We start from the raw sequence: 23,340 nt of genomic DNA, 5'->3' as shown, positions 1-23,340 counted from the left end.
AGGCGCCTCAGTCCAGCGTGAAGTAGTCGGGACCGGAGTAGCGACCGGTCGTCATCTTGGTGCGCTGCATCAGCAGGTCGTTGAGCAGCGTGGACGCACCGAAGCGGAACCAGTCGGGGTCGAGCCAGTCGGGACCGGCGATCTCGTTGACCATCACGAGGTACTTGATGGCGTCCTTGGTGGTCTTGATGCCGCCCGCGGGCTTCACGCCGACCATCTGACCGGTCTGCTCGCGGAAGTCGCGTACGGCCTCGAGCATGATCAGCGTGACGGGCAGCGTCGCGGCGGGCTGGACCTTGCCGGTCGAGGTCTTGATGAAGTGGCCACCGGCCATCATCGCGAGCCAGCTGGCGCGCCGGACGTTGTCGTAGGTCTGCAGCTCGCCGGTCTCGAAGATCACCTTGAGGTGGGCGTCTCCGCAGGCCTCGCGGACCTGGGCGATCTCCTCGAAGACCTCGAGGTAGCGGCCGGAGAGGAACGCGCCACGGTCGATGACCATGTCGATCTCGTCGGCGCCGGCCTCGACGGCGTCCTGGACGTCGGCGAGCTTGATGTCCATCGCGGCACGGCCGCTGGGGAACGCGGTCGCGACGGCGGCGACGTGGACGCCGCTGTCGCCGAGGGTCTGCTTGGCGGTGGCGACCATGTCGGGGTAGACGCAGACGGCCGCCGTGGCCGGGCAGGTCGGGTCGGCGGGGTCGGGGCGCATCGCCTTGGAGGCGAGCGCGCGGACCTTGCCGTGGGTGTCCTGGCCCTCGAGCGTCGTCAGGTCGACCATCCGGATGGCGAGGTCGATGGCGAAGGCCTTCGACGTCGTCTTGATCGATCGGGTGCCGAGGCCCGCGGCGCGCGCCTCGCAGCCGACCTGGTCGACCCCGGGGAGGCCGTGGAGGAATCGGCGGAGCGAGGAGTCGGAGCGCACGATGTCGTCGAACGACCCGTCCGTCGCTGCGTGCTCCGCGGGGGCGCTCGCCGTTGAGCTGGGAGTCGGTGTCACCGACCCAGCATAGAGTTGGCGAAGACGGGCCCGACAATCCCCAGTGGGCCAAACACTGCCCAAATCGACGAGGACGACATGGCACCCCTGCAGGACGACCACGACGCGGTGGTCGAGCGTTTCCAGCCCACGAGCGGCCGCGTGACCGGCTGGCTGACCGTGGTCCTCACCGGCGTCCTGGTGGTCGCCGGAGTGGCCTACGTCGACGAGGGGTTCCCGCTCTGGGTGGTGGCGGCCAGCCTGCTCCTCGGGGTCCTCGCGTGGGCCGCGATGCTGCGGCCGGCGCTGTGGGCGACCCACGAGCACCTCGTCATGCGCAACCTCGGCGAGACCGTCCACATCCGACTGGCGGCCGTCGAGGAGATGGCCGTGCGCCAGGTGCTGGCCGTCCGCGCGGCCGACAAGCGGTTCGTCTCGACGGTCGTGGGGCGCACGTGGCGCAAGGCCCTCACGTCGCGCCACCGCCCCGGGGGCCTCGCGGACAGCGCGGCGCTGGCGCCCACCGAGGGGATGCACTACGCCGACTTCGTGGAGAACCGCCTCTACGACCTCGTCGACAAGGCCCGCAGTCGCGACGGCATCCGGGCGGGGTCGGAGGAGCAGCTCGCGCTGCCCGACGCCGTACGCCGGGAGCCGGCGTGGCTGCCGCTCGGGCTGATCGGCGCCTGCCTGGTCCTGCTGGCGGTCAGCCTCTTCCTCTGAAGGCTGTCTCCCGGCCGTCCAGGACCAGCGGGCACGACGCTCTCGTCGACCGTCATCACGCCGTGACGCGACGCGCGGCCTCCGTGCCCGGCGTCGGCCACCACCTGGCGATCGCCGCCGACTGTCCGAGCGTCCAGGTCGAGCTGACCACCCAGTAGAGGAGCAGGGCGACCGGCACGACGCCGCCGGCGACGAGGAGTCCGACGGCCGACAGCGCCGGCATCATCCGGTGCGCGGTGGCCATCGCCTCGGGCATGCCGTCGAGCATGGTGTTGGGAGCGACGAAGAACCTCTGGGTGGCGTACGACAGCCCGGCCGCCGTCAGGGCCAGTCCGTCCACCACGAGCAGGTGCGTCGGCCCGACGCCGGAGTAGCCGCGCGCCGCCAGCGAGACCCCGAGCACCGACGCGGCGCCGAGCGACGAGACCGGTCCCGCACCCATGGCGCCGACGACGGTCCCGGAGGCGACGTCGGAGATCAGGTGGTAGAGGCCGAGCCACACCGGCAGCTGGACCAGCACGGGCAGGCAGCCGAGCCGACTGACGCCGTGCTCCGCGGAGACCCTGCGGCGCTCGTCCATCATCCGCCGCAGGCTGTCGGCGTCGGTCCGGCCCCGGTAGCGCTCGGTGAGGTCGCGGAGGTGGGGCCGCGCGCGGGACGCGGCATGTGCCTGCCGTACGCCGTGGACGACGAACGGCAGGAGGGCGGTGCGGACGAGCACCACGACGACGGTGACGCACAGCAGCCACGTCAGGGCCGAGTCGGGATCGGTGCCGAGGGCGGCGAGGGCGTCGTGGGTGGCCGCGAGGACCGCGGCGAGGGCATGCGTGATCGGGTCGAGCAGGGACATGGGTGGCTCCTGGATGAGGTGGGACGGGTCTGGACGGCGTCGCGCGGGGCGACGTCTCAGACGAGTCCGGGAGCGCGTGGGCGCACCGGGTGGTGGACCACGTCGGTGGTCCGCCCGGCGAGCACGAGGGGCACGGCAGCCGCGCGCCGCGGTGGGCGCAGGGTGCGCTGACCGGCACCGGGCAGCGTCAGCGTGTGCTGCACACCCGTCAGGGCCGCGGCCGCGGAGAGCGCGGTGAGCACCACCAGCGCCTGCGTGGTCATGGTGGGCGTGGCCGAGGCCGCGGTCAGCACCGAGGCGATTCCTGCCAGCGCGACGACGAGCGCGAGGCGCCCGCGTGACACGCGGTCGAGGATGCCGACCATGGGAGAAGGCTAGCCCGGGCCGGATCAGCGGAGCTCGAAGGCGCCGAGGTCCGGGCGTCCGACGAGAGTTCGGCGCGCGAGGGTGGCAGGGGCGACGTACTCCCATCGCGGGCGCCAGCGCACCGGCACGCGGGTGCCGCGGTCGACGGCGGGGGACGAGGCCAGGAGCCGGAAGTCGTCGGACGCCGGGGAGACGAAGCCGCCGAGCCCGACCCGGCGGTTGGCGCGGGCGTCCGCCGGGGCGCTGGTGAGGTCGCCCGGACCGACGAGCAGGTTGTTGCGGAGGTGCGCGCGCGTACCTGCGGCGAGGGCGACGAACGTGCCGGACGTGCGACGGTTGACGAAGGTGTTGTTGACGACCCAGAGGGTGCTGCTCGGTTGGGTGAGCCCCTCCGCGCCGTAGGACACGAGCGCGGGGTTCTCCGAGCGCGGGCCCTGCACGACGACGTTGCCGGCGACGAGCGAGAGGCCACCGTTGGGGAGGTCGATCGAGTAGCTCGCCGTGGCGGTGCCGTCGGTGATCCGGTTGCCCACGATCGTGGTGCGGGCCGCTCGCGACTTGAGCTCGTGGCCGGTGTCGGCGTCGGCGAACCAGCTGCCGGTGACCGTGAGCGAGCGGACGGCGCCGACGTAGAGGTTGTGCGAGTAGCCGTCCCCGGAGCCGTTGCGGAAGAACCGCGACCGCGTGATGACCACGTCGCTGTCGGGATCGGCGCCGGTGAGGATGCCGTTCTCGTTGTCGTGGAACCAGCTGCGCAGAACGACGAGGCCGGTGCCCTCCTGGCGGATGCCGGCACCGTTGCGGTCCGGCACCGAGGACGCGCTGAGCTCGATCCGGTCGACCGTCGTGCGGTCGCCGGCGATCACCCAGATCGCCTTCCCCTGCGCGTCGTTGCCGTCGGCGCGCAGGTGCGCGCGCCCACCGTCGCCGCGGAGGGTGAGGTCGTCCTGGGTCCAGGTCGCGACGTCCCCGGAGTAGGTGCCCGCGTCGATGAGGACCGTGTCACCGTCACCCGCGACGGCGGCCGCGTCGCTGGGGACCTTCAGGTCGCGCTCGGGACCGACCCGCCACGTCCGCGGTGCCTGCGCGCGGTCGTCGTACGACGACGCTGTCGCGGGGCTCGCGACGAGCAGACCGGCCGCGAGTGCGAGGACCAGCGCGCGCACGTCAGCCGCCGAAGACGGCGCCCCGGAGGTCCGCGGTGATCGCGTCGAGGCGGCCGACGGCGGAGATGCGCGCAGCATCGACGCTCCCTCCCTCGGCGCCGGCCTCGACCGGGATCACGACCTCGAGGTAGCACTTGACCTTGGGCTCGGTGCCGCTCGGCCGCACGATCACGCGCGCGCCCTCGGCGAGGGAGTAGCGCAGGCCGTCGGTCGGGGGCAGCTGGGCCGAGCCCTCGGAGAGGTCCTCGACCTTCTCGACCGCGAGTCCGCCGAGGGAGGTCGGCGGGTTCGTCCGGACGCGGTCCATCGTCGCCGGGATCTGGGCGAGGTCGTCGAAGCGCACCGAGAGCTGGTCGGTCGCGTGCAGGCCGTGCTCGCGGGCGATGTCGTCGAGGATGTCGGTGAGCCCACGTCCCTCGGCCTTGGCCGCCGCAGCGAGCTCGCAGACCAGCAGCAGCGCCGAGACGCCGTCCTTGTCGCGGACGTTGTCGGGGTCGCAGCAGTAGCCCAGCGCCTCCTCGTAGCCGAAGGCCAGGCCCTCGACGCGGCCGATCCACTTGAAGCCGGTGAGGGTCTCCTCGTGGGGCTGGCCGGCGGCGGCCGCCATCTTGCCGAGCAGGCTCGACGACACGATCGAGTTGGCGTAGACGCCGGTGCGGCCGCGAGCGAGGAGGTGGTGCGCGAGCAGTGCGCCGACCTCGTCGCCCCGCAGCATCCGCCAGCCGTGGGCATCGGGGACCGCCACCGCACAGCGGTCCGCGTCGGGGTCGTTGGCGACCACGAGGTCGGCCTTCTTCTCGGCCGCGAGCGCCATCGCCAGGTCCATCGCGCCCGGCTCCTCCGGGTTGGGGAAGGCGACGGTCGGGAAGTCCGGGTCGGGCTCCTCCTGCTGCTCGACGACGTAGGGCGCCTCGAAGCCGGCCGTCTCGAGCACCTGCGCGACGGTCGTGCCGCCGACGCCGTGGAGCGGCGTGTAGACGAGGGTCAGGTCGCGCGGACCGTCCTCGGCGAGGCCGGCGACGGTGTCGAGGTAGCGGTCGACGATCTCCTCACCGACGAGCGTGCCGGCGCCACCGCGCGGCAGGTCGGCGAGCGGTCCGACGGCAGCGATCCGGGCAGCGATCTCGCTGTCGGCGGGCGGCACGATCTGGCTGCCGTCGCCGAGGTAGACCTTGTAGCCGTTGTCCTCCGGCGGGTTGTGGCTGGCCGTGACCATCACGCCGGCGGCGCAGCCGAGCTCGCGGATCGCGAAGGCGAGCAGGGGGGTGGGCAGCGTGCGGGGCATGACGAGCGCCTTGAAGCCTGCGCCGGTCATGATCTCGGCGGTGTCGCGCGCGAAGACGTCGGAGTTGTGGCGGGCGTCGAACCCGATCACCACGGACCCGCCGCGGTGGCCCGTGTCGAGGAGGTACGCCGCCAGGCCGGCGGCCGCGCGGGTGACCACGACCCGGTTCATCCGGTTGGGGCCGGCGCCGAGCGCGCCGCGCAGGCCGGCCGTCCCGAACTCGAGCGTGCCCGCGAAGCGGTCGGCGAGGTCGGTGTCCTCGCCGCGCTCGGCGGCCGCGATCACGGCCTCGAGCTCGGACCGGGTCCGCTCGTCGGGGTCCTCTGCGGCCCAGGCGCGGGCATGCTCGATGAGCTCGTTCTCGGCGGTCATGGGCGCACGCTATCCCGCACCGATGTCAGCGGTCGCTGTCAGGATCTGCCCATGATCGATCACCTCGGCATCAACGGACGTCGAGGTCGGCTGCCACCCGGTGCGGTCCTGATATCCGGAGGCGGTCGGCCGAGGGCCCCGTTAGCGTGACGACGTGATCGCCACCGTTCTCTCCGTCAACGCCGGCAGCCTGGAGCAGGTGCCCGGGATGCGCCGCCCGAGCGGGATCCACAAGCAGCCGGTGGACCGGATCGAGGTGCGCGACCCCGGGCCCAAGCGGGGCGGGCTCGGGAGTGGGGTGGTCGGCGACGCGATCGGCAGCCGCAAGCACCACGGCGGCGAGACGCAGGCGGTGTACGCCGTCGCGCGTGAGGAGCTCGACTGGTGGGGCGAGCACCTCGGCCGCGAGCTCGACGACGGGATGTTCGGCGAGAACCTCACGACCACCGGCCTGGCCGTCGACGAGGCCGAGGTGGGGGAGCAGTGGCGGGTCGGCGAGACGTTGCTCGAGGTCTGCGGTCCGCGGGTGCCGTGTGCGACGTTCGCCAAGCACATCGCCGAGCCGCGGTGGGTCAAGCGGTTCACCGAGCGCGGGCTCACCGGGGCCTACCTGGCGGTGCGCGAACCGGGCGAGATCCGGCCGGGCGATGCGATCGAGGTGACGCACCGACCGGGCCACGGGCTCACGGTGCCCATGTTCTTCCGTGCGTGCATGGGCGACCGTGAGCTCGCGGACGTGTTCCTTGCCGCGGAGGTCCTGCCGAAGGTCGAGCACGACTGGCTCGCCTCGCGGCAAGGCTGATCAGCTGAGGACGGCCACCGCGGCGTCGTAGTCGGGCTCGGTGCCGATGGTCTCGGTGAGCTGCGTGTGCAGCACGGTGCGGTCGGTGTCGAGGACGACCACGGCGCGGGCGAGCAGGCCCTGCCAGCCGCCGTCGGCCATCGCGATGCCGTAGTCCTGGCCGAACGACGAGCGGAACGCCGATCCGACCTCGACGTCCTCGATGCCCTCGGCGCCGCAGAAGCGGGCCTGCGCGAGCGGCAGGTCGACCGAGACGTTGACGACGGTGGTGTTGTCGAGGCCGGCCGCGAGCTCGTTGAACTTCCGCACGCTCGCCTGGCAGACGCCGGTGTCGATGCTCGGGAAGATGTTGAGGACGACGCGCTTGCCAGCGGCGTCGGCGTCGGTCACGGGCTGGAACTTCAGCCCGACGAGGTCCCATCCGGGAGCCTGCGAGCCGACCGCGGGGAGCTCGCCGACGGTGCTGACGGTGTTGTCACCGAGTTGTGTGGTTGCCATGGGGCCCAACCTAGACGGCCGTCCTAGAGTGCGACGCATGGCCTCCAGCAACCGGACCGACGTGATCATCGACGTGCTGCGCGACGCCTTCGCGCCGCTGATGCGCGCCGATCCCGCCGCCTTCAGGGCGAAGTACCGCAAGATGGCGCGCGACCCGCACGCGTTCTACCGCGGCAGCGCCTGCCTGTTCTTCAACGACGTCACCCAGGACCAGGACGCGTGGGCCGACCACGGCTCCGAGCGGATCTGGATCCACGGTGACCTGCACGTCGAGAACTTCGGGACCTACCTCAACTCCGACGGCCGCCTGGTCTTCGACATCAACGACTTCGACGAGGCCTACCTCGGCCACTTCACGTGGGACCTCCAGCGGTTCACCGCGAGCCTCGCGCTGGTCGGCTGGCAGAAGGCGCTGCCGGAGGACGCGATCCGCAAGCTGATCGGCCGCTATGCCCGCTCCTACCTGGCGCAGGTCAACCACTACGTCGCCTCCGACTCTGACGACGACTTCGAGATCACCCTCGACACGGCGGAGGGGCCGGTCCTGACCGCCCTGGTCATGGCGCGGCAGATGCGCCGTGCCGACCTCCTCGACGGCATGACGTACATGCAAAACGGGCGACGGCGCTTTACCGAGGAGGCCACCACGCGCCGCCTCAAGAAGGAGGAGCGGGCCAAGGTCGTGGCCGCCTTCCGCGGCTATCTCGACACGATCCCGCAGTCCAAGCGTTTCGACCGCGCGCTCTTCTACGAGCTGCGCGACGTGGTCGGGAAGTCGGGCTTCGGCATCGGCAGCGCCGGCCTTCCGGCCTACAACGTGCTGGTCGAGGGCTACAGCCAGGCGCTCGACAACGACGTCGTGCTGAGCATGAAGCAGGCCAACATCCCGGCGCTGAGCCGGTTCGTCGACACCGCCGAGGTCGACGCCTACTTCGAGCACGAGGGCCACCGCACGGCCGTGAGCCAGCGGGCCCTGCAGGTGCACACCGACCCGCTGCTCGGCCACACCAGCGTCGACGGCGTCGGCTACGTCGTCTCGGAGATCTCGCCCTACGAGGTCGACCTCGACTGGAGCGAGATCAACGAGCCAGAGGACATGCGCGCGGTCGTCGACCTGCTCGGCCGCGCGACCGCGAAGATCCACTGTGCGTCGGACGAGGACAGCCAGCAGGACCTCGTCGACTTCGACGTGGAGGCGGCGATCGCGAAGTCGCTGGAGGGTCGGCGCAACGAGTTCGTCGCGTGGCTGTGCGAGTGGGGGATCGCGTACGCCGTCCGCGTCCGCGAGGACCACGCGCTCTTCGTCGACGCCTTCCGCGAGGGCCAGGTCGGGATCGCCGCGACCTAGCCCCCGCAGAGGATCAGGCGTGGAGGCTCACGCGTCGATCGTCGACATGTCGCCGTAGCGGTCGCCCGCGACGGCGTCGCGCGGGACGGCCTGCTCGAGGGCGGCCAGGTCGTCGGCACCGAGCTCGACCGCTGCCGCGCCGACGTTCTCCTCGAGGTACTTCACCCGCTTGGTTCCGGGGATCGGCGCGACGTCGTCGCCCTGCGCCAGCACCCAGGCGAGCGCGAGCTGGCCGGGGGTGCAGCCCTTCTCGCCGGCGATCTGCGTGATCCGGTCCACGAGCGCGAGGTTGGCGTCGAGGGCGTCCCCGTCGAAGCGCGGGAACCGACCGGTGGCGCGGGAGTCGTCGGACTCCAGCGACTCGCGGGTCACTGCGCCGGTCAGCATGCCGCGCCCGAGGGGGGAGTACGGCACGAGGCCGATGCCGAGCTCGCGGAGGGTCGGCAGGATCTCGTCCTCGAGGTCACGGGTGAAGAGCGAGTACTCGGTCTGCAGCGCCGTGATCGGGTGCACGGCGTGCGCCTTGCGGATGTTGGCGGCCGAGGCCTCGGAGAGGCCGATGTGGCGCACCTTGCCGGCGTCGACCAGCTCCTTCATCGCGCCGACCGTCTCCTCGATCGGGACCGTCTTGTCGACACGGTGCTGGTAGTAGAGGTCGATGTGGTCGACGCCGAGCCGCTGGAGCGAGGCGTCGCACGCCGCGCGGACGTAGTCAGGACGACCGTTGATGCCGACCCACGAGCCGTCCTCATTGCGCTCGTTGCCGAACTTCGTGGCGAGCTGCACCTCGTCGCGCCGGTCCGAGATCGCCCTGCCGACGAGGCGCTCGTTGGTGAACGGGCCGTACATGTCGGCGGTGTCGAGGAAGGTGACGCCGAGGTCGAGCGCGCGGTGGATCGTGTCGATGCCGGCCTGCTCGTCGGGCGTCCCGTAGAACTCCGACATCCCCATGCAGCCGAGGCCGAGGGTGCTGACGGTGAGCGAGGAGGTGGTGCCGAGCGTGCGCTGTCCGATGTCTGGTGTGGTCATGCCCTCCACCAAACTCCTTCGAGCGCGCTCCAAGTCAAGTGGCGGTCAGGGAGCGGGGGCGACCTTGTGCTCGTACAGCGCGATCTTGTGGTCGATCGCCCGGAGGTGGGAGGTCACCTCGGCGAGCTGCTGCTCGACGACCTCGCGGTGGGCGAGGAGCAGGTCGAGCCGCTCGGCCTCGTTGCCGTCGCCGTCGCGGACCAGGGCGGCATAACGGCGTACGTCGCGGATCGGCATGCCGGTGGCCCGGAGCCGGGTCACCATCTGGATCCAGCGCAGGTCGTCGTCGGTGTAGCGCCGGTGGCCCGACGAGGCCCGCTCGACCGAACGCAGCATCAGGCCGTCGCGCTCGTAGTAGCGGAGGGTGTGGGCGGTGAGGCCGGTCTGCTCGGCGGCCTCGGCGATGCTCAGGCTGGTCACCGCACCAGTCTCCGACTTGGAGTGCGCTCCAAGTCAAGACCGGCCAGAGGTCAGAGCGCCGGCCTGTGGAAGCGCGCCATCGCGAACGGGCCGCCGGGGAACTCGGCCTCCGCCTCGTCGTCGGGCCCGGGCTCGATGGATCCGGCGAAGTCCTCGGCGTCGTCCTGCGGCTCGTAGCCCAGTCGGCGGCCGGGCTCCAGGTCCCACCAGCCGCGTGTGTTGGCGCTGATGCCGTAGAGCACGGCGAAGCCGGGAGCCGGGGCCGAGAGCGCCGCCTCGACCATGCGTACGCCGTCGCCGTGGGACAGCCACGTCGACAGCCCGCGGACGCTGGTCGGCTGCTCCAGGAACGAGCCGATCCGGCAGGCGACCGCGTCGATGCCGTGGCGGTCGGAGAACAGCTGGAGCAGCGCCTCGGCGGCGACCTTGGCGACGCCGTAGTACGTGTCGGGACGCGGCAGGGCCTGCTCCGTGAGCTCGCCGGCGGCGCGTGGCGTCCTCCCGACGGCGTGGTTGGACGAGGCGTAGACGATGCGGTGCACCCGGTGGGCGACCATCGCGTCGAGCAGGGCGGCGGTGGTGATGACGTGCGAGGTGAGCTCGTCCGGCAACGACAGCTCCTCTGGGGCGCCGGCGAGGTGCACGACCGCGTCCAGCCGCTCGGCGGCGAAGACGGCCTCGACCGCGTCGCCGTCGGCGCAGTCGGCCTCGTGCCAGGCGTACGGCGTGCCCTCGGGCGCCGGCACCAGGTCGAGCCCGACGACGTCGTGGCCCAGCTCGACCAGGCCGACCGTGATGACCCGGCCGAGGCTGCCGGCCGCGCCGGTGACGAGGACCCGCATCAGGCTGTGCCCCTCATACCCTGCTGACGACCTGGCTCAGCAGGCCGCCCATCCGGCTGGCCGCGGCCTTGCCCGCCTCGAGGACCTCCTCGTGGTTGAGCGGCTCGCCGCTCAGGCCGGCGGCGAGGTTGGTGACGAGGCTGATGCCGAGGATCTCCATGCCGGCCTCGCGCGCCGCGATCGCCTCGAGCGTCGTGCTCATGCCGACGAGGTGGCCGCCCATGACGCCGGCCATCCGCACCTCGGCGGGGGTCTCGTAGTGCGGCCCGGGGAACTGGACGTAGACACCCTCGTCGAGGCTCGGGTCGACCTCCTTGCACATCGCGCGCAGGCGCGGGCTGTAGAGGTCGGTGAGGTCGACGAAGTTGGCGCCGACGATCGGGCTGGTGCCGGTCAGGTTGATGTGGTCGGAGATCAGCACCGGCTGGCCGGGCTGCCACCCCTCCTTGAGGCCGCCGCACCCGTTGGTGAGCACGATCGCCGAGCAGCCGGCGGCGGCCGCCGTACGGATCGGGTGCACGACGGCGGCGACGCCCTTGCCCTCGTAGAAGTGGGTGCGGGAGAGGAAGACCAGCAGGTTCTTGTCGCTTCCCCCTTCGACAGCACAGCGGATGCTGCGGATCTTGCCGCTGTGCCCCACGACGGCCGCGGCGCTGAAGCCCGGCAGGTCGGTGGTGTCGATCTCGGCGGTCGCCTCGCCCAGCGCGTCGACGGCGGGCAGCCAGCCCGAGCCCAGCACGAGGGCGATGTCGTGGCGCTCCACGCCGGTCAGCTCGGCGAGCTTCGCGGCGGCGGCCTGGGCGTTGTCGTAGGGGTTCGTCTCGCTCATGGGCCGCACTCTAGGGCCAGCGGACGCTCCGTCAGAGGCCGGTCGAGCGGCACGCCCGGCGCCGCAGCGCGTGGACGTAGTCCTCCGGGGCGCCGGCGGCGTCGGCGGCGTCGGCGAGCACGCCGAGGTAGGACGCCGAGGGCAACCCGCCCTCGTACGCATCGAGGACGTAGGACCACACGACCATCTCGCCGGTCATGGTCTGCACCCGCACCTTGGTCTTGCGGTAGAGGCCGCTGTCGGCGGCCTCCCAGCCGTCGAGCTGGCGCTCGTCCTCGGGGGTGACGTCGTAGACCGCCACGAAGACCTGCTCGAACGGGTCCTCGACGATCGTCGACAGCGCCCCGTCCCAGCCGTGCTCCTCGCCACCGAACGTCAGTCGCCAGCCGGTCAGCCAGCCCGTGGACTGGAGGATCGAGTGGGGACAGCGCTCGCTCATCCGGGCGGGATCGAGGTTGGTCCCGTAGGCGGCGTAGAGCGTCACGGGGAGCAGGATATCGAGCCTCGACCCTTCGTGACGCGCGCCAGGGCGCGCTCCCCAGGACAAGCCTCGGCCGGGTGTTCCCGCGCGAGGGCCGACAACTAGGGTGGGGACCGTGACCGACACGCACTTCGACACCCTCGTCCTCGGCGCCGGCCCCGGTGGCTACGTCGCCGCGATCCGCGCAGCCCAGCTCGGCCAGAAGGTGGCCGTGGTGGAGGAGAAGTACTGGGGAGGTGTCTGCCTCAACGTCGGCTGCATCCCCTCCAAGGCGCTGCTGAAGAACGCCGAGCTGGCGCACACGCTCCAGCACGAGAAGGCGAAGTTCGGCATCGAGGGCGACGCCACCATGGCCTTCGGCCCCACCCACAAGCGCAGCCGCGACGTCAGCGCCGGCATCGTCAAGGGTGTCCACTTCCTGATGAAGAAGAACAAGATCACCGAGATCGACGGGTGGGGCACGCTCACCGGTCCGAAGGCGATCGACGTCAAGGACAAGGACGGCAGCACGACGTCCTACACCTGCGACAACCTCATCATCGCCGCCGGTGCGACCGTCCGCCTGGTCCCCGGCGTCGAGCTCAGCGACAACGTGGTGACCTACGAGGAGCAGATCCTCACCGACCACCTCCCCGAGTCGATCATCATCGGCGGGTCGGGCGCCATCGGTGTCGAGTTCGCCTACGTGATGGCCAACTTCGGCGTCGACGTGACGATCGTGGAGTTCCTCGACCGGATGGTGCCGACCGAGGACGCCGACATCTCCAAGGAGCTGGCCAAGCACTACAAGAAGCTCGGCGTCAAGGTGCTGACCTCCACCGCGGTCAAGAACGTCGAGGACACCGGGTCGGGCGTCAAGGTCACCGTCGCCCCGGCCGCCGGCGGCGACGAGCAGGTGCTGGAGGCCGGCAAGTTCCTCGCCGCCTTCGGCTTCGCCCCGCGGGTGAAGGGCTACGGCCTCGAGAACACCGGGGTCAACGTCTCCGAGCGCGGCGCGATCGAGATCGACGACTTCGGCCGGACCAACGTCGACGGCGTGTACGCCATCGGCGACTGCACCGGGAAGATGATGCTCGCCCACGTCGCCGAGGCGATGGGCATCGTGGCCGCCGAGACCATCAACGGCGCCGAGACGATGCCGGTGGCCTTCGACTTCGTGCCGCGCGCGACCTACTGCAACCCGCAGGTCGCGTCGTTCGGCTACAGCGAGGCGCAGGCCAAGGAGAAGGGCTACGACGTGAAGACCGCGTCGTTCCCCTTCACCGCCAACGGCAAGGCGATGGGCCTCGGCGAGCCGGTCGGCTTCGTCAAGGTGGTCGCCGACGCCGAGCACAACGAGATCATCGGCGCCCACATGATCGGCCCCAACGTCACCGAGCTGCTGCCCGTGCTGACCATGGCGCAGCAGTGGGACCTCACCGCCGACGAGGTGGCCCGCAACGTCTTCGCGCACCCGACCCTGGGTGAGGCCGTCAAGGAGGCCGTCCACGGCATCGCCGGCCACATGATCAACTTCTGAGGACTCGCATGGCTGATCACATCGTCATCGTCGGCGGCGGCCCCGGCGGCTACGAGGCCGCCCACGTCGCCGCCCAGCTCGGCGCCGAGGTCACGGTCGTCGACACCGACGGCGTCGGCGGCTCGGCCGTCCTCACCGACTGCGTCCCCAGCAAGACCCTGATCGCCACGGCCGAGCTGATGGCCGACATGGGCACGGCCCAGGAGCTCGGGGTCAACTTCCACGACCACCAGGGCGACGCGGCGACCTCGATCTCGGTCGACCTGGGCCGGGTCAACGCCCGCGTGAAGCGGCTGGCCGCCGACCAGTCCACCGACATCGCGGACCGCCTCGACCGCGACGGCGTACGCGTGGTGACGGGTCGCGGCCGCCTCGGGGCTGACCTGACCGTGCTGGTGGGCGAGGAGACGCTCCGGGCCGACGCGATCATCGTCGCCACCGGCGCCGCACCGCGCACGCTGCCCAGCGCGCAGCCCGACGGCGAGCGGATCCTCACCTGGGAGCAGGTCTACGACCTGACCGAGGTGCCGGAGAAGCTGATCGTGGTGGGCTCGGGCGTGACCGGTGCGGAGTTCGCCAGCGCCTACCTCTCGCTCGGCATCGACGTCACCCTCGTCAGCAGCCGTGACCGGGTCCTGCCAGGCGAGGACGCCGACGCCTCCGCCGTGCTCGAGGACGTGCTCACGCGACGCGGGATGCACGTGCTCGGCCAGTCGCGGATGCAGTCGGTGACGCGCGACGGCGACACGGTGACCGTGACGCTCACCGACGGCCGTACGGTCTCGGGCAGCCACTGCATCCTCGCCCTCGGCTCGATCCCCAACACCGCCGACCTCGGCCTCGAGGAGGCCGGTGTCGCCGTCGACGAGGGCGGCTTCATCACCGTCGACCGCGTCTCGCGGACCTCGGCGCGCGGCATCTACGCCGCGGGCGACTGCACCGGCGTGCTGATGCTGGCCTCGGTCGCCGCGATGCAGGGGCGGATCGCGATGTGGCACTTCCTCGGCGACGCGGTCGCGCCGCTCGACCTCAAGAAGGTCTCCTCCAATGTCTTCACGGCTCCCGAGATCGCCACGGTCGGCTGGTCGCAGAAGGCCGTCGACGCGGGCGAGATCGAGGCCGAGGTCGTCATGCTCCCGCTGGCGGGCAACGCCCGCGCCAAGATGCAGGGCGTCCGCGACGGCTTCGTGAAGCTCTTCTGCCGCCCCGGCACCGGCATCGTCGTCGGGGGAGTGGTCGTGGGGCCGCGTGCCTCCGAGCTGATCCACCCGGTGTCGATCGCGGTGGCCGAGTCGCTCACCGCCGACCAGCTCGCCCAGGCGTTCACCGTCTACCCCTCGATGAGCGGCTCGATCGCCGAGGCCGCCCGCCGGCTGCACCGGGTCTGACCCGCACGCCCGGCTGGCCCACCCGCGCCTCGGGTCCCGGTCCGGGCTGGCACGCGGGGCACCACCACGTACGCCGGTTGGCGGCGTCGCCGGGCACCTCGGCCGTCACGCTGATCGGACCGCGGCAGCGCCGGCAGCCATGGCGCTGCCGGCCGGTCACCCAGTGGTCGTCGCCGCGCACGGGCGAGCCGGTCGTGACCTGGTAGGCGCCCTCGACGGTCGCGGAGTGGCGCAGCATCGTCGCCCCGCGCTCGACGAGGCGCTCGACGTCGACCTCGCCGATCGGGGTCCACGGGCTGACGCCGGTGAGGAAGGCCAGCTCGTTGGCCCAGAGGTTGCCGAACCCCGCGACGCGGCGCTGGTCGAGCAACGCCGAGACGAACGGTTGCGTCGGGTCCTCACCGAGCCGTCGTACGGCCTCGGCGGGGTCCCAGTCGTCGCGCAGCGGGTCGGGGCCGAGGTGCCCGACGAGGTCGGCCTCGCGGTCGGTGGGCACGAGGTCGAGGTCGTGGAGCCGGATGCCGTGGACGACCCGGTCGTCGTCGAGCGTCAGCAGGAGGCGCACGTGGGGCTGGACCCTGGCCGGCAGCCGCTTGCCCGGCGCGAGCGTCGACCACGAGCCGTCCATCTTGAGGTGGCTGTGGAGCGTGGCCGGGGGTGAGTCGGCCGCGGCGCTGAAGCGGGTCAGCAGGTGCTTGCCGTGGGTGTCGTGGCCGAGCACCTCGCGCCCGGAGACGTCGCGCGTGGCGAGGCGTGGGGTGCGGAAGTCGGAGCGCGCGATCGTGTGGCCCGTGAGCTGGCGGTCGAGCCGGCGCGCGAGCTTCCAGACGCTGTCTCCCTCGGGCACCCGACCAGTGTCACAGGAGGGTGGGACAGGCGGTCAGTTGAAGCCGCCGCCCGTGCCGTCGTAGCCGCCCATCGCCTGGTTGAGGTAGGCCTGCGACAGGTTCTGCTGCCCGTGCACGCCGTGGCTGCCCGACCTCGCCAGCTGCGCCCCGGCGTCGATGGCACCCTGCACGCTCCCGGCGAGGTGCCACGGGACCCACCGGTCGCCGATCCGCACCATCCGCACGAGCGGCTCCTCGCCGGCGGCGAGGCGGCGGGCATCGGCCGCGCAGATCGCGATCGTGCGCGGAGTGCCGCCCGGCGGGGTCCACTCGACGTCCTGCATCGAGGGCCCGTGCTGCGGGTTGAAGAAGCAGGGCTCGCGGCGCTGGGGGAGCGGCTCGCCGTCGCGGATCGCGAGGACGGTGGCCCGGTGGAAGCGAGCGTCGGCGACGACCTGCTCCACGGCCACGACGTCCTCGGCGGTCGCGCTCGCGGCGAGGAGGTCCTTGGCCTGGTCGTAGTGCGCCAGCGCGCGGCGGTAGTGGTCGGCGGCCTCGTGGCCGAGGTCGTCGGCGAGGGTGTCGACGTGGAGCTCGGCGAGCTGCTCGCCGAGGACGGTGACGTCCTCGTCCATGAGCTTGCGCGCGGTCCGCCAGCGGTCCTTGGCGACGAGCGCTTCCTCACGCCGCCGGCGGCGTCCCCCGAACATGGGTCGAGTCTCGCATGCGCCTGTACGCTCGGAGGCTCTGTTCGTCCACGCTTCTCGGGGGAGATCCACACCATGCGCCACACCCGACCAGCCAGGCTCCTGCTCGCGGTCCTCGCGAGCGTGCTGGTGCTGCCCGTCCTGCCCTCGTCCGCCGCCTCCGCGGCCCCATCGACGGCGGAGCGCCGGAAGGTCGAGACGTTCCCGACGCCGGGCAGCGTCGGCATCACCATCACCGGTCACGGCTACGGCCACGGCAAGGGCCTCTCGCAGTACGGCACCCTGGGTGCGGCCAAGCAGGGCCTGACCTGGCAGCAGATCGACGAGTTCTACTACCCCGGCACCACGTGGGGACGCATCGGCGGCAAGATCCGCGTCCTGATCACCGCCGACACCGGTCGGGACGTCCAGGTCGCCGCGCAGCGCGGGCTCGAGGTCACCAGCCTCTCGAAGCGGCGGACCTGGCGGATCCCGCCGATCGCGGCGAGGAAGTGGCGCCTCGTCGGGGCCGGCAGCGGCACCGCGGTCCAGTACACCAAGGGCGGCGGCTGGCGGACGTGGAAGAAGGTGCCCGGCGAGGCCGAGTTCGGCTCCACCACAGGCGTGCTGACCCTGGTCACGCCGGCCGGACGTCGCGACTATCGCGGCACCCTCCAGTCGGTCGCCCCGCGCCAGAGCACGAAGCGCGAGACGGTCAACCGCCTCAGCATGGAGGCCTACCTCCGCGGGGTCGTCCCGCGCGAGGTCCCGGCCAGCTGGGAGCCCGACGCGGTCAGCGCCCAGTCGGTCGCTGCCCGGACCTACGCCGCGTTCGAGCGCTCGCACCCCTCGGCGGCCCACTACGACCTCTGCGACACCAGCAACTGCCAGGTCTACGGCGGCGTCGACGACGAGCACCCGCTGGCGACCGCTGCCATCCAGGCCACCGCCAAGCAGGGGCTCTTCTACGGCGGTCGTCCCGCCTTCACGCAGTTCTCCGCGAGCAACGGCGGCTACTCGGCCGTCGGGTCGATGCCCTACCTCGTCGCGCAGGCGGACCCCTACGACAGCCTCGCGAACCCGGCGTACTCCACGTGGACGAAGGCGATCGACGACACCCAGATCGAGGCGAAGTGGCCGACGATCGGCGACCTGACCGGCATCGAGGTGACCACCCGCAACGGCTACGGCGAGTGGGGCGGTCGCGTCGTCGACATCGCCTTCACCGGGACGACCGGCACCTTCCGCACCGACGGCGACACGGTGCGCGACGCCTTCGCGCTCAACTCCGACTGGTTCACCTTCTCGGTCACGCCGCGCCAGCGGGGACAGGCGCGCGAGTGAGGGCATCCATCCTGGCTGCCGCTCTGGTTCTCGCGGCCACCGGCTGCAGCGCGGGCGGCGCGAGCAGTGACGACGCCCTGCCCGACCCCGTGGTCGACACCGAGGTGACCTCCACCATCGACTACGTCGCGATGGGCGACTCGTTCTCGGCCGGTCCGTTCATCGGCACGATGCGCACCGACCCCGAGGGCTGCGCGCGCTCGAGGGACAACTACCCGGCGTTCCTCGCCGACTGGCTCGACGTCGCGAGCTACACCGACGTCACCTGCTCGGCGGCGACGACGGCTGATCTCTACGCACCGATGACCATGTTCAACGGGGGGACCACCGGCCCGCAGATCGACGCCGTCTCGGCCGACACCGACCTGGTGACCCTCGGGATCGGTGGCAACGACTTCGGCATCTACGACGGCTTGATCCGGTGCCAGCAGGCCGGCGCGGTGTGCCCGGTCGACCAGCTCGGTGCTGACGCCCGCAAGGTCGCCGGTCGCGTCGAGCAGGCCGTACGACGCATCACGAAGGTCGCGCCCGACGCCGAGGTGCTCGTCGTCGGCTACCCCGACATCCTGCCGACCGAGGGCACCTGCAACGCGGTGGGGGCGTCGGCCGAGGTGCTCGGGCCGGTCACCGAGGTGGCGGGGCTCCTCAACGCCTCGCTGCGCAAGGGCGCGAAGGCGGCCGGCGCGTCGTACGTCGACATGGAGGCCGTCTCGGCCGGTCACGACGTGTGCGCCAAGGGCCGTGCGTGGGTCAACGGGCCGCGCTTCCGGGCGGGCATCGCCGCGCCGTTCCACCCGAAGATCAACGGCATGCGTGCCGTGGCGACCGAGGCGTTCCGGCAGCTCACCGGCGAGGACCCCGAGGTCACCGAGTACGCCGAGCCGGACCCCGACGTCGTGGTGCTCAACCAGTCCTGAGGGACCGGGGTGTCGGACCTCCGTGCTGGGATCGAAGCATGGTGGAGGTGGTCGTCGGTGCGCTGGTCCGCGACCGGCGGGTCCTGCTCGCGCACCGTCGGCCGGACAAGGTGGCCTACCCCGACGTGTGGGAGCTGCCCGGCGGCGTGCGGGAGGAGGGCGAGTCCGAGCTCGAGGCGCTCGTCCGGGAGCTGCGCGAGGAGGTCGGCGTCGAGGTCGACGTCGCCTCGACCACCCACCTGTGCCGGGTGGAGGCACGGCCGGTCGCCGAGCCGGTGGTCCTCAGCGCGTGGCTGGTGCGTGACTGGCAGGGCACGCCCGCCAACCTCGCGCCGGAGGAGCACCTCGACCTCGGCTGGTTCGGGCTCGACGAACTGCCTCCGCCGGCGAACGTCGACGTCAGGGCAGCGCTCGTCCGCGCACTGACGAGCTAGTCGGTGCGGGTCCAGGCATCGGTGGCGTCGAAGACCTGCGACCCGTCGCCGTCTGCCAGCGACATCGCGACGAAGGCAGCGGCACCGGGCGAGGTCTGCCAGCGGAACCGGTAGTCGGGCGACGTTGCCGCCTCGGCGATCGCCCGTCCCGCGTCGGCCGCGGACTGGGCCGCGGCGAAGGCAGCGGCGCTGCGGGAGAGGTAGGCGCCCAGCTGTGCCTCGTAGGGGCCTCCGCCGTCGTGGCGCACGGCGTTGTCGACGAAGCTGCTCGCCACGGCTGCCGGCTCGACGACACTGACCCAGACGCCGTGCCGGTGCGCCACGGTGGACAGGGACTGCATGAAGCCCTCGACGGCGAACTTCGAGCCGCAGTAGGCGTCGGCGAAGGGCTGGCCGACGGCTCCCCCCACGCTGGTCACGGTCAGGATCCGACCGCGACCGGCCTCCCGCATCGCCGGCAGCACGAGCTGGGTGAGGCGCACCGGTGCGAGGTAGTTGACCTCGAGCTGGGCCCGCACGGCGTCGAGGCTGATCTCCTCGGCGGTGCCGACCATGCCCTGCCCGGCATTGTTGACCAGGACCGAGACGGGTCCGTGCTCGGCTGCAACGGCAGCCACGACGTCGCGCGCCGCATCGTCGTCGGTGACGTCGAGGGCCTGCACGGTGAGTGACACGCCCGCCGCCTCGGCGGCTGCGCGCAGCTCGCCGTCCCGGGCCGGGTCGCGCATCGTCGCGACGACGTCCATCCCGGCCGCTGCGAGGGCGACCGCTGCGTGCAGGCCCATGCCGGACGAGCACCCCGTCACCAGCGCGGTGTCAGCCATGGTCGCAACCTAGCCGATCACGAGCACCAGGTCGCCGCCCTCGACCCCCTGGGTCGAGCGGACGGCCAGCCGCGAGACGGTGCCCGCCTTCGGCGCGGTGATCGAAGCCTCCATCTTCATCGCCTCGATGGTGGCCACAGTCTGGCCGGCCTCGACGGTGTCACCCTCGGCGACGGTCACGGTCACCGCGCCGTCGTACGGCGCAGCGACGTGGCCGCCGTTGGCCGGGTCGGCCTTCTCGGCCGAGGCGACCTCGGCGGCGATGCTGCGGTCGCGCACCTGCACCGGCCGGAGCTGGCCGTCGATCGTGGCCATCACGTTGCGGAAGCCGCGCTCGTCGGGCTCGCTGATCGCCTCGAGGCCGTAGAGCACGGTCTTGCCCTCGCGCAGCTGCACGGGATGCTCGCCCCCGCGCTGGAGGCCGTAGAGGTAGTCGGCGGTCGGCAGCACCGACAGGTCGCCGTAGGCCTGACGGGACTCGACGAACGCGGCCGTCGGCCCGGGGAAGAGCAGCTCGTTGAGCGTCGTGCGCCGGTCGTCGGCCAGGCCCTGCTGCTGCTCGGGCGTCAGGCTCTCGGTCGGCTGCTTCCACGTCCGTCCGGCCAGGGCCTTGCTGCGGAACGGCTCGGGCCAGCCGCCGGGCGGGTCGCCCAGCTCGCCGTTGAGGAAGCCGATCACCGAGTCCGGGACGTCGTACGACGCCGGGTCGGCCTCGAACTCCGCCGGGTCGGCACCCGCGGCGACGAGGGCGAGCGCGAGGTCGCCGACGACCTTGGACGACGGGGTCACCTTCACCACGTTGCCGAGGATGTCGTTGGCGGCGGCGTACATGTCCTCGACCTGCTCGAACTTCTCGCCGAGTCCCAGGGCGATGGCCTGCTGGCGCAGGTTGGAGAGCTGGCCGCCGGGGATCTCGTGGCGGTAGACGCGACCGGTCGGCGCGGGCAGGCCGGACTCGAAGGGCGCGTAGACCCGGCGGGTGGCCTCCCAGTAGGGCTCGAGCGCGTTGACCGCGGCGAGCGACAGCCCGGTCTCGCGTGCGGAGTGGTCGGTCGCCGACACCAGCGCCGACAGCGCCGGCTGGGACGTCGTACCGGCCATCGCCGCACACGCGGCGTCGACCGCGTCGACCCCGGCGTCGATCGCCGCGACGAGCGTGGCCAGCTGACCGCCCGGGGTGTCGTGGGTGTGCAGGTGCACGGGCAGGTCGAAGCGCTCGCGCAGCGCGGTCACGAGGGTGCGCGCGGCGGGCGCGCGGAGCAGCCCGGCCATGTCCTTGATCGCCAGCACGTGCGCGCCGGCGTCGACGATCTGCTCGGCGAGGCGGAGGTAGTAGTCGAGCGTGTAGAGCGTCTCGTCGGGCGACGACAGGTCGCCGGTGTAGCAGAGCGCGACCTCCGCGACGGACGTCCCGGTGGCACGCACCGCGTCGATCGCGGGCCGCATCTGCGAGACGTCGTTGAGCGCGTCGAAGATCCGGAAGACGTCGATGCCGGTCTCGGCCGCCTCCTGCACGAAGGCCTCGGTGACCTCGGTCGGGTACGGCGTGTAACCGACGGTGTTGCGACCGCGGAGCAGCATCTGGAGGCCGATGTTGGGGATCGCCTCACGCAGCGCCGCGAGCCGCTCCCACGGGTCCTCGGCGAGGAAGCGCAGCGCGACGTCGTAGGTCGCCCCGCCCCAGCACTCGACCGACCACAGCTCCGGCGTGGTGCGGGAGACGTGCTCGGCGACCGCGAGCAGGTCGCGGGTGCGCACGCGGGTGGCGAGGAGCGACTGGTGGGCGTCGCGGAAGGTCGTGTCCGTGACCGCGACCCGGTCCTGGTCGCGGAGCCGGCGGGCGAACTCCTCGGGGCCGACGTCACGCAGCAGCTGGCGGGTGCCGGCGGGCGCGGGCTGCGAGCGGTCGAGCGCGGGCAGCTTGCTGGTCGGCGACACCGAGAACCGCGCCTCGCCGTGCGGCTGGTTGACGGTGACGTCGGCGAGGTAGGTCAGCAGGCGCGACGCACGGTCGCCGCCGACCTGCGCCTTGAGCAGCTGCGGGTGGTCCTCGATGAAGGAGGTGGTCACGCCGCCCGCGGCGAAGTCGGGATCGGCCAGCACCGCCTGGAGGAAGGCGACGTTGGTGGAGACGCCGCGGATCCGGAACTCGAGCAGCGCGCGCCGGGCCTTCTGCACGGCCGACTCGAAGGTGCGGCCGCGACAGGTGAGCTTGGCGAGCATCGAGTCGAAGTGCGGGCTGATCTCGGCGCCGCTGTACGTCGTACCGCCGTCGAGGCGGACGCCCGGGCCGCCGGGGGAGCGGTAGGTCGTGATCTTGCCGGTGTCGGGGCGGAAGCCGTTGGCCGGGTCCTCGGTGGTGATCCGGCACTGGAGCGCGAAGCCGCGGGGCTGCACGGAGTCCTGGGTGAGCCCGAGGTCGGCGAGGGTGGCGCCGGCCGCGATCAGCATCTGCGACTGCACGAGGTCGACCGCGGTGATCTCCTCGGTCACGGTGTGCTCGACCTGGATGCGGGGGTTCATCTCGATGAAGACGTAGCGGCCGCTGGGATCGAGCAGGAACTCGACGGTGCCGGCGTTCTTGTAGCCGATCTCGCGCGCGAACCGCACGGCGTCGGCGCACATGTGGTCGCGGATCCCGGGGTCGAGGTTGGGCGCGGGCGCGATCTCGACGACCTTCTGGTGGCGGCGCTGCACCGAGCAGTCGCGCTCGTAGAGGTGGATCACGCCACCCTCGGAGCCGGTGCCGTCGGCGAGGACCTGCACCTCGATGTGGCGCGGGTCGACCACGGCCTGCTCGATGAAGACCGTCGGGTCGCCGAAGGCGCCCTCGGCCTCGCGCATGCAGGTCTCGATCGCCTCGCGCAGCCCGGCCCGGTCGTCGACGCGTCGCATGCCGCGGCCACCGCCGCCGGCGACCGCCTTGACGAAGAGGGGCGCCTCGATGGCCTCGGCCGCCTTCAGCAGCTCCTCGACGTCGGTCGACGGGGGCACGGACTCGAGCACGGGTACGCCGGCGGCCTTGGCCGCCGCGATCGCGCGGGCCTTGTTGCCGGTCAGCGTCAGCACCTCGGCGCTCGGGCCGATGAAGGTGATGCCCGCCGCGGCGCACGCCTCGGCCAGGGCCGGGTTCTCCGAGAGGAAGCCGTAGCCGGGGTAGACAGCGTCCGCCCCGCACTGCACGGCGACCGCGACGATCGCGTCCGGGTCGAGGTAGGCCCGCACCGGGTGGCCGACCTCGCCGATCTCGTAGGCCTCCTCGGCCTTCATCCGGTGCTCGGACCACCGGTCCTCGTGCGGGAAGACGGCCACCGTCTTCGAGCCGATCTCGCGCGCGGCTCGGAGGGCACGGACTGCGATCTCACCACGGTTGGCGATGAGGACCTTGGAGAACATGACCCGAACGCTATCGAG

At 72.0% G+C, this 23,340-nt stretch carries 23 protein-coding genes; 8 read left to right on the top strand and 15 right to left on the bottom strand.

Annotated elements, in window-relative coordinates; translation table 11 throughout:
• Positions 1–7: 7 nt before the first annotated feature.
• Complete coding sequence (gene deoC / locus JI751_RS13765) at positions 8–997, bottom strand: deoxyribose-phosphate aldolase (RefSeq protein WP_372440569.1); 990 nt, start codon at positions 995–997, stop codon at positions 8–10.
• Between the two features lie 78 nt (positions 998–1,075).
• Here deoC and JI751_RS13760 point away from each other — a divergent pair, with 78 nt between their 5' ends.
• The gene (locus JI751_RS13760) at positions 1,076–1,699 is read left to right on the top strand and encodes a hypothetical protein (RefSeq protein WP_201937648.1); all 624 of its coding nucleotides are present in this window, start codon (positions 1,076–1,078) and stop codon (positions 1,697–1,699) included.
• Between the two features lie 55 nt (positions 1,700–1,754).
• Here JI751_RS13760 and yidC read toward each other — a convergent pair whose 3' ends face one another.
• The 4 genes from yidC to JI751_RS13740 are packed head-to-tail and all read right to left on the bottom strand — an operon-like array spanning position 1,755 to position 5,738.
• Positions 1,755–2,549, bottom strand: coding sequence for a membrane protein insertase YidC (gene yidC, locus JI751_RS13755; RefSeq protein ID WP_201937640.1), 795 nt, complete (start codon positions 2,547–2,549; stop codon positions 1,755–1,757).
• Between the two features lie 56 nt (positions 2,550–2,605).
• The gene (locus JI751_RS13750; protein WP_201937638.1) at positions 2,606–2,914 is read right to left on the bottom strand and encodes a hypothetical protein; all 309 of its coding nucleotides are present in this window, start codon (positions 2,912–2,914) and stop codon (positions 2,606–2,608) included.
• 24 nt (positions 2,915–2,938) lie between these two features.
• Complete coding sequence (locus tag JI751_RS13745; protein WP_201937637.1) at positions 2,939–4,081, bottom strand: right-handed parallel beta-helix repeat-containing protein; 1,143 nt, start codon at positions 4,079–4,081, stop codon at positions 2,939–2,941.
• Between the two features lies 1 nt (position 4,082).
• Positions 4,083–5,738 carry a phospho-sugar mutase gene (locus JI751_RS13740; RefSeq protein ID WP_201937634.1) on the bottom strand — a complete coding sequence of 552 codons (1,656 nt, stop codon included), beginning with the start codon at positions 5,736–5,738 and terminating at the stop codon, positions 4,083–4,085.
• Between the two features lie 154 nt (positions 5,739–5,892).
• Between JI751_RS13740 and JI751_RS13735 the strand changes: the two genes are divergently transcribed.
• Entirely contained in the window at positions 5,893–6,540 is a 648-nt protein-coding gene (locus tag JI751_RS13735) for an MOSC domain-containing protein (RefSeq protein ID WP_201937633.1), read from the top strand.
• Here the strand turns inward: JI751_RS13735 and tpx are convergent, their stop codons facing one another.
• Positions 6,541–7,038 (bottom strand): thiol peroxidase, encoded by a 498-nt coding sequence (gene tpx / locus JI751_RS13730; protein ID WP_201937631.1) that lies wholly within the window; start codon positions 7,036–7,038, stop codon positions 6,541–6,543.
• A 37-nt stretch (positions 7,039–7,075) separates the two neighbouring features.
• On the opposite strand from tpx, the gene JI751_RS13725 reads away from it, so the two are divergent.
• Positions 7,076–8,386 carry a DUF2252 domain-containing protein gene (locus tag JI751_RS13725; RefSeq protein ID WP_201937629.1) on the top strand — a complete coding sequence of 437 codons (1,311 nt, stop codon included), beginning with the start codon at positions 7,076–7,078 and terminating at the stop codon, positions 8,384–8,386.
• A gap of 27 nt (positions 8,387–8,413) precedes the next feature.
• On the opposite strand, the gene JI751_RS13720 is transcribed toward JI751_RS13725, so the two are convergent.
• The 5 genes from JI751_RS13720 to JI751_RS13700 are packed head-to-tail and all read right to left on the bottom strand — an operon-like array spanning position 8,414 to position 11,990.
• Positions 8,414–9,415 carry an aldo/keto reductase gene (locus tag JI751_RS13720; RefSeq protein WP_201937627.1) on the bottom strand — a complete coding sequence of 334 codons (1,002 nt, stop codon included), beginning with the start codon at positions 9,413–9,415 and terminating at the stop codon, positions 8,414–8,416.
• A 45-nt stretch (positions 9,416–9,460) separates the two neighbouring features.
• Entirely contained in the window at positions 9,461–9,835 is a 375-nt protein-coding gene (locus tag JI751_RS13715) for a MerR family transcriptional regulator (RefSeq protein WP_201937625.1), read from the bottom strand.
• A 50-nt stretch (positions 9,836–9,885) separates the two neighbouring features.
• Positions 9,886–10,677 (bottom strand): NAD-dependent epimerase/dehydratase family protein, encoded by a 792-nt coding sequence (locus tag JI751_RS13710; protein ID WP_201937617.1) that lies wholly within the window; start codon positions 10,675–10,677, stop codon positions 9,886–9,888.
• 13 nt (positions 10,678–10,690) lie between these two features.
• Complete coding sequence (locus JI751_RS13705) at positions 10,691–11,506, bottom strand: purine-nucleoside phosphorylase (protein WP_201937615.1); 816 nt, start codon at positions 11,504–11,506, stop codon at positions 10,691–10,693.
• Positions 11,507–11,537: 31 nt separating this feature from the next.
• A complete protein-coding gene (locus JI751_RS13700; RefSeq protein ID WP_201937614.1) occupies positions 11,538–11,990 on the bottom strand; it encodes a gamma-glutamylcyclotransferase in 453 nt (150 codons plus the stop codon).
• 112 nt (positions 11,991–12,102) lie between these two features.
• Here JI751_RS13700 and lpdA point away from each other — a divergent pair, with 112 nt between their 5' ends.
• Positions 12,103–13,506, top strand: a complete 1,404-nt coding sequence (gene lpdA / locus JI751_RS13695; RefSeq protein WP_201937612.1) for a dihydrolipoyl dehydrogenase — start codon at positions 12,103–12,105, stop codon at positions 13,504–13,506.
• An 8-nt stretch (positions 13,507–13,514) separates the two neighbouring features.
• Positions 13,515–14,894 carry an NAD(P)H-quinone dehydrogenase gene (locus JI751_RS13690; RefSeq protein ID WP_201937603.1) on the top strand — a complete coding sequence of 460 codons (1,380 nt, stop codon included), beginning with the start codon at positions 13,515–13,517 and terminating at the stop codon, positions 14,892–14,894.
• Here JI751_RS13690 and JI751_RS21125 read toward each other — a convergent pair.
• Together JI751_RS21125 and JI751_RS13680 are read right to left on the bottom strand one after the other, a co-directional pair.
• Entirely contained in the window at positions 14,830–15,741 is a 912-nt protein-coding gene (locus JI751_RS21125) for a DNA-formamidopyrimidine glycosylase family protein (RefSeq protein ID WP_201937600.1), read from the bottom strand. The two genes, JI751_RS13690 and JI751_RS21125, sit on opposite strands and share 65 nt — an antisense overlap.
• Positions 15,742–15,774: 33 nt before the next feature.
• On the bottom strand, positions 15,775–16,431 hold the full coding sequence (locus tag JI751_RS13680) for a hypothetical protein (RefSeq protein ID WP_201937598.1): 657 nt from the start codon (positions 16,429–16,431) through the stop codon (positions 15,775–15,777).
• A 72-nt stretch (positions 16,432–16,503) separates the two neighbouring features.
• Here JI751_RS13680 and JI751_RS13675 point away from each other — a divergent pair, with 72 nt between their 5' ends.
• From JI751_RS13675 to JI751_RS13665, 3 genes are read left to right on the top strand one after another with little or no spacing between them, the layout of a single operon-like run.
• Positions 16,504–17,751: a SpoIID/LytB domain-containing protein gene (locus JI751_RS13675; protein WP_201937596.1), complete on the top strand. Its 1,248-nt coding sequence runs from the start codon at positions 16,504–16,506 to the stop codon at positions 17,749–17,751.
• A complete protein-coding gene (locus JI751_RS13670; protein WP_201937586.1) occupies positions 17,748–18,668 on the top strand; it encodes an SGNH/GDSL hydrolase family protein in 921 nt (306 codons plus the stop codon). The genes JI751_RS13675 and JI751_RS13670 overlap by 4 nt, the downstream gene beginning before the upstream one ends.
• A gap of 38 nt (positions 18,669–18,706) precedes the next feature.
• The gene (locus JI751_RS13665; RefSeq protein ID WP_201937584.1) at positions 18,707–19,102 is read left to right on the top strand and encodes an NUDIX domain-containing protein; all 396 of its coding nucleotides are present in this window, start codon (positions 18,707–18,709) and stop codon (positions 19,100–19,102) included.
• Here JI751_RS13665 and JI751_RS13660 read toward each other — a convergent pair.
• Positions 19,099–19,926 carry an SDR family NAD(P)-dependent oxidoreductase gene (locus JI751_RS13660; protein ID WP_201937582.1) on the bottom strand — a complete coding sequence of 276 codons (828 nt, stop codon included), beginning with the start codon at positions 19,924–19,926 and terminating at the stop codon, positions 19,099–19,101. The genes JI751_RS13665 and JI751_RS13660 overlap by 4 nt on opposite strands.
• A 9-nt stretch (positions 19,927–19,935) precedes the next feature.
• Positions 19,936–23,322 carry a pyruvate carboxylase gene (locus JI751_RS13655; protein ID WP_201937571.1) on the bottom strand — a complete coding sequence of 1,129 codons (3,387 nt, stop codon included), beginning with the start codon at positions 23,320–23,322 and terminating at the stop codon, positions 19,936–19,938.
• Positions 23,323–23,340 lie beyond the last annotated feature (18 nt).

The organism is Nocardioides baculatus (genome assembly GCF_016735675.1).
Taxonomy (GTDB): Bacteria; Actinomycetota; Actinomycetes; order Propionibacteriales; family Nocardioidaceae; genus Nocardioides; species Nocardioides baculatus.
This window is presented reverse-complemented; position numbering and strand designations above follow the sequence as displayed.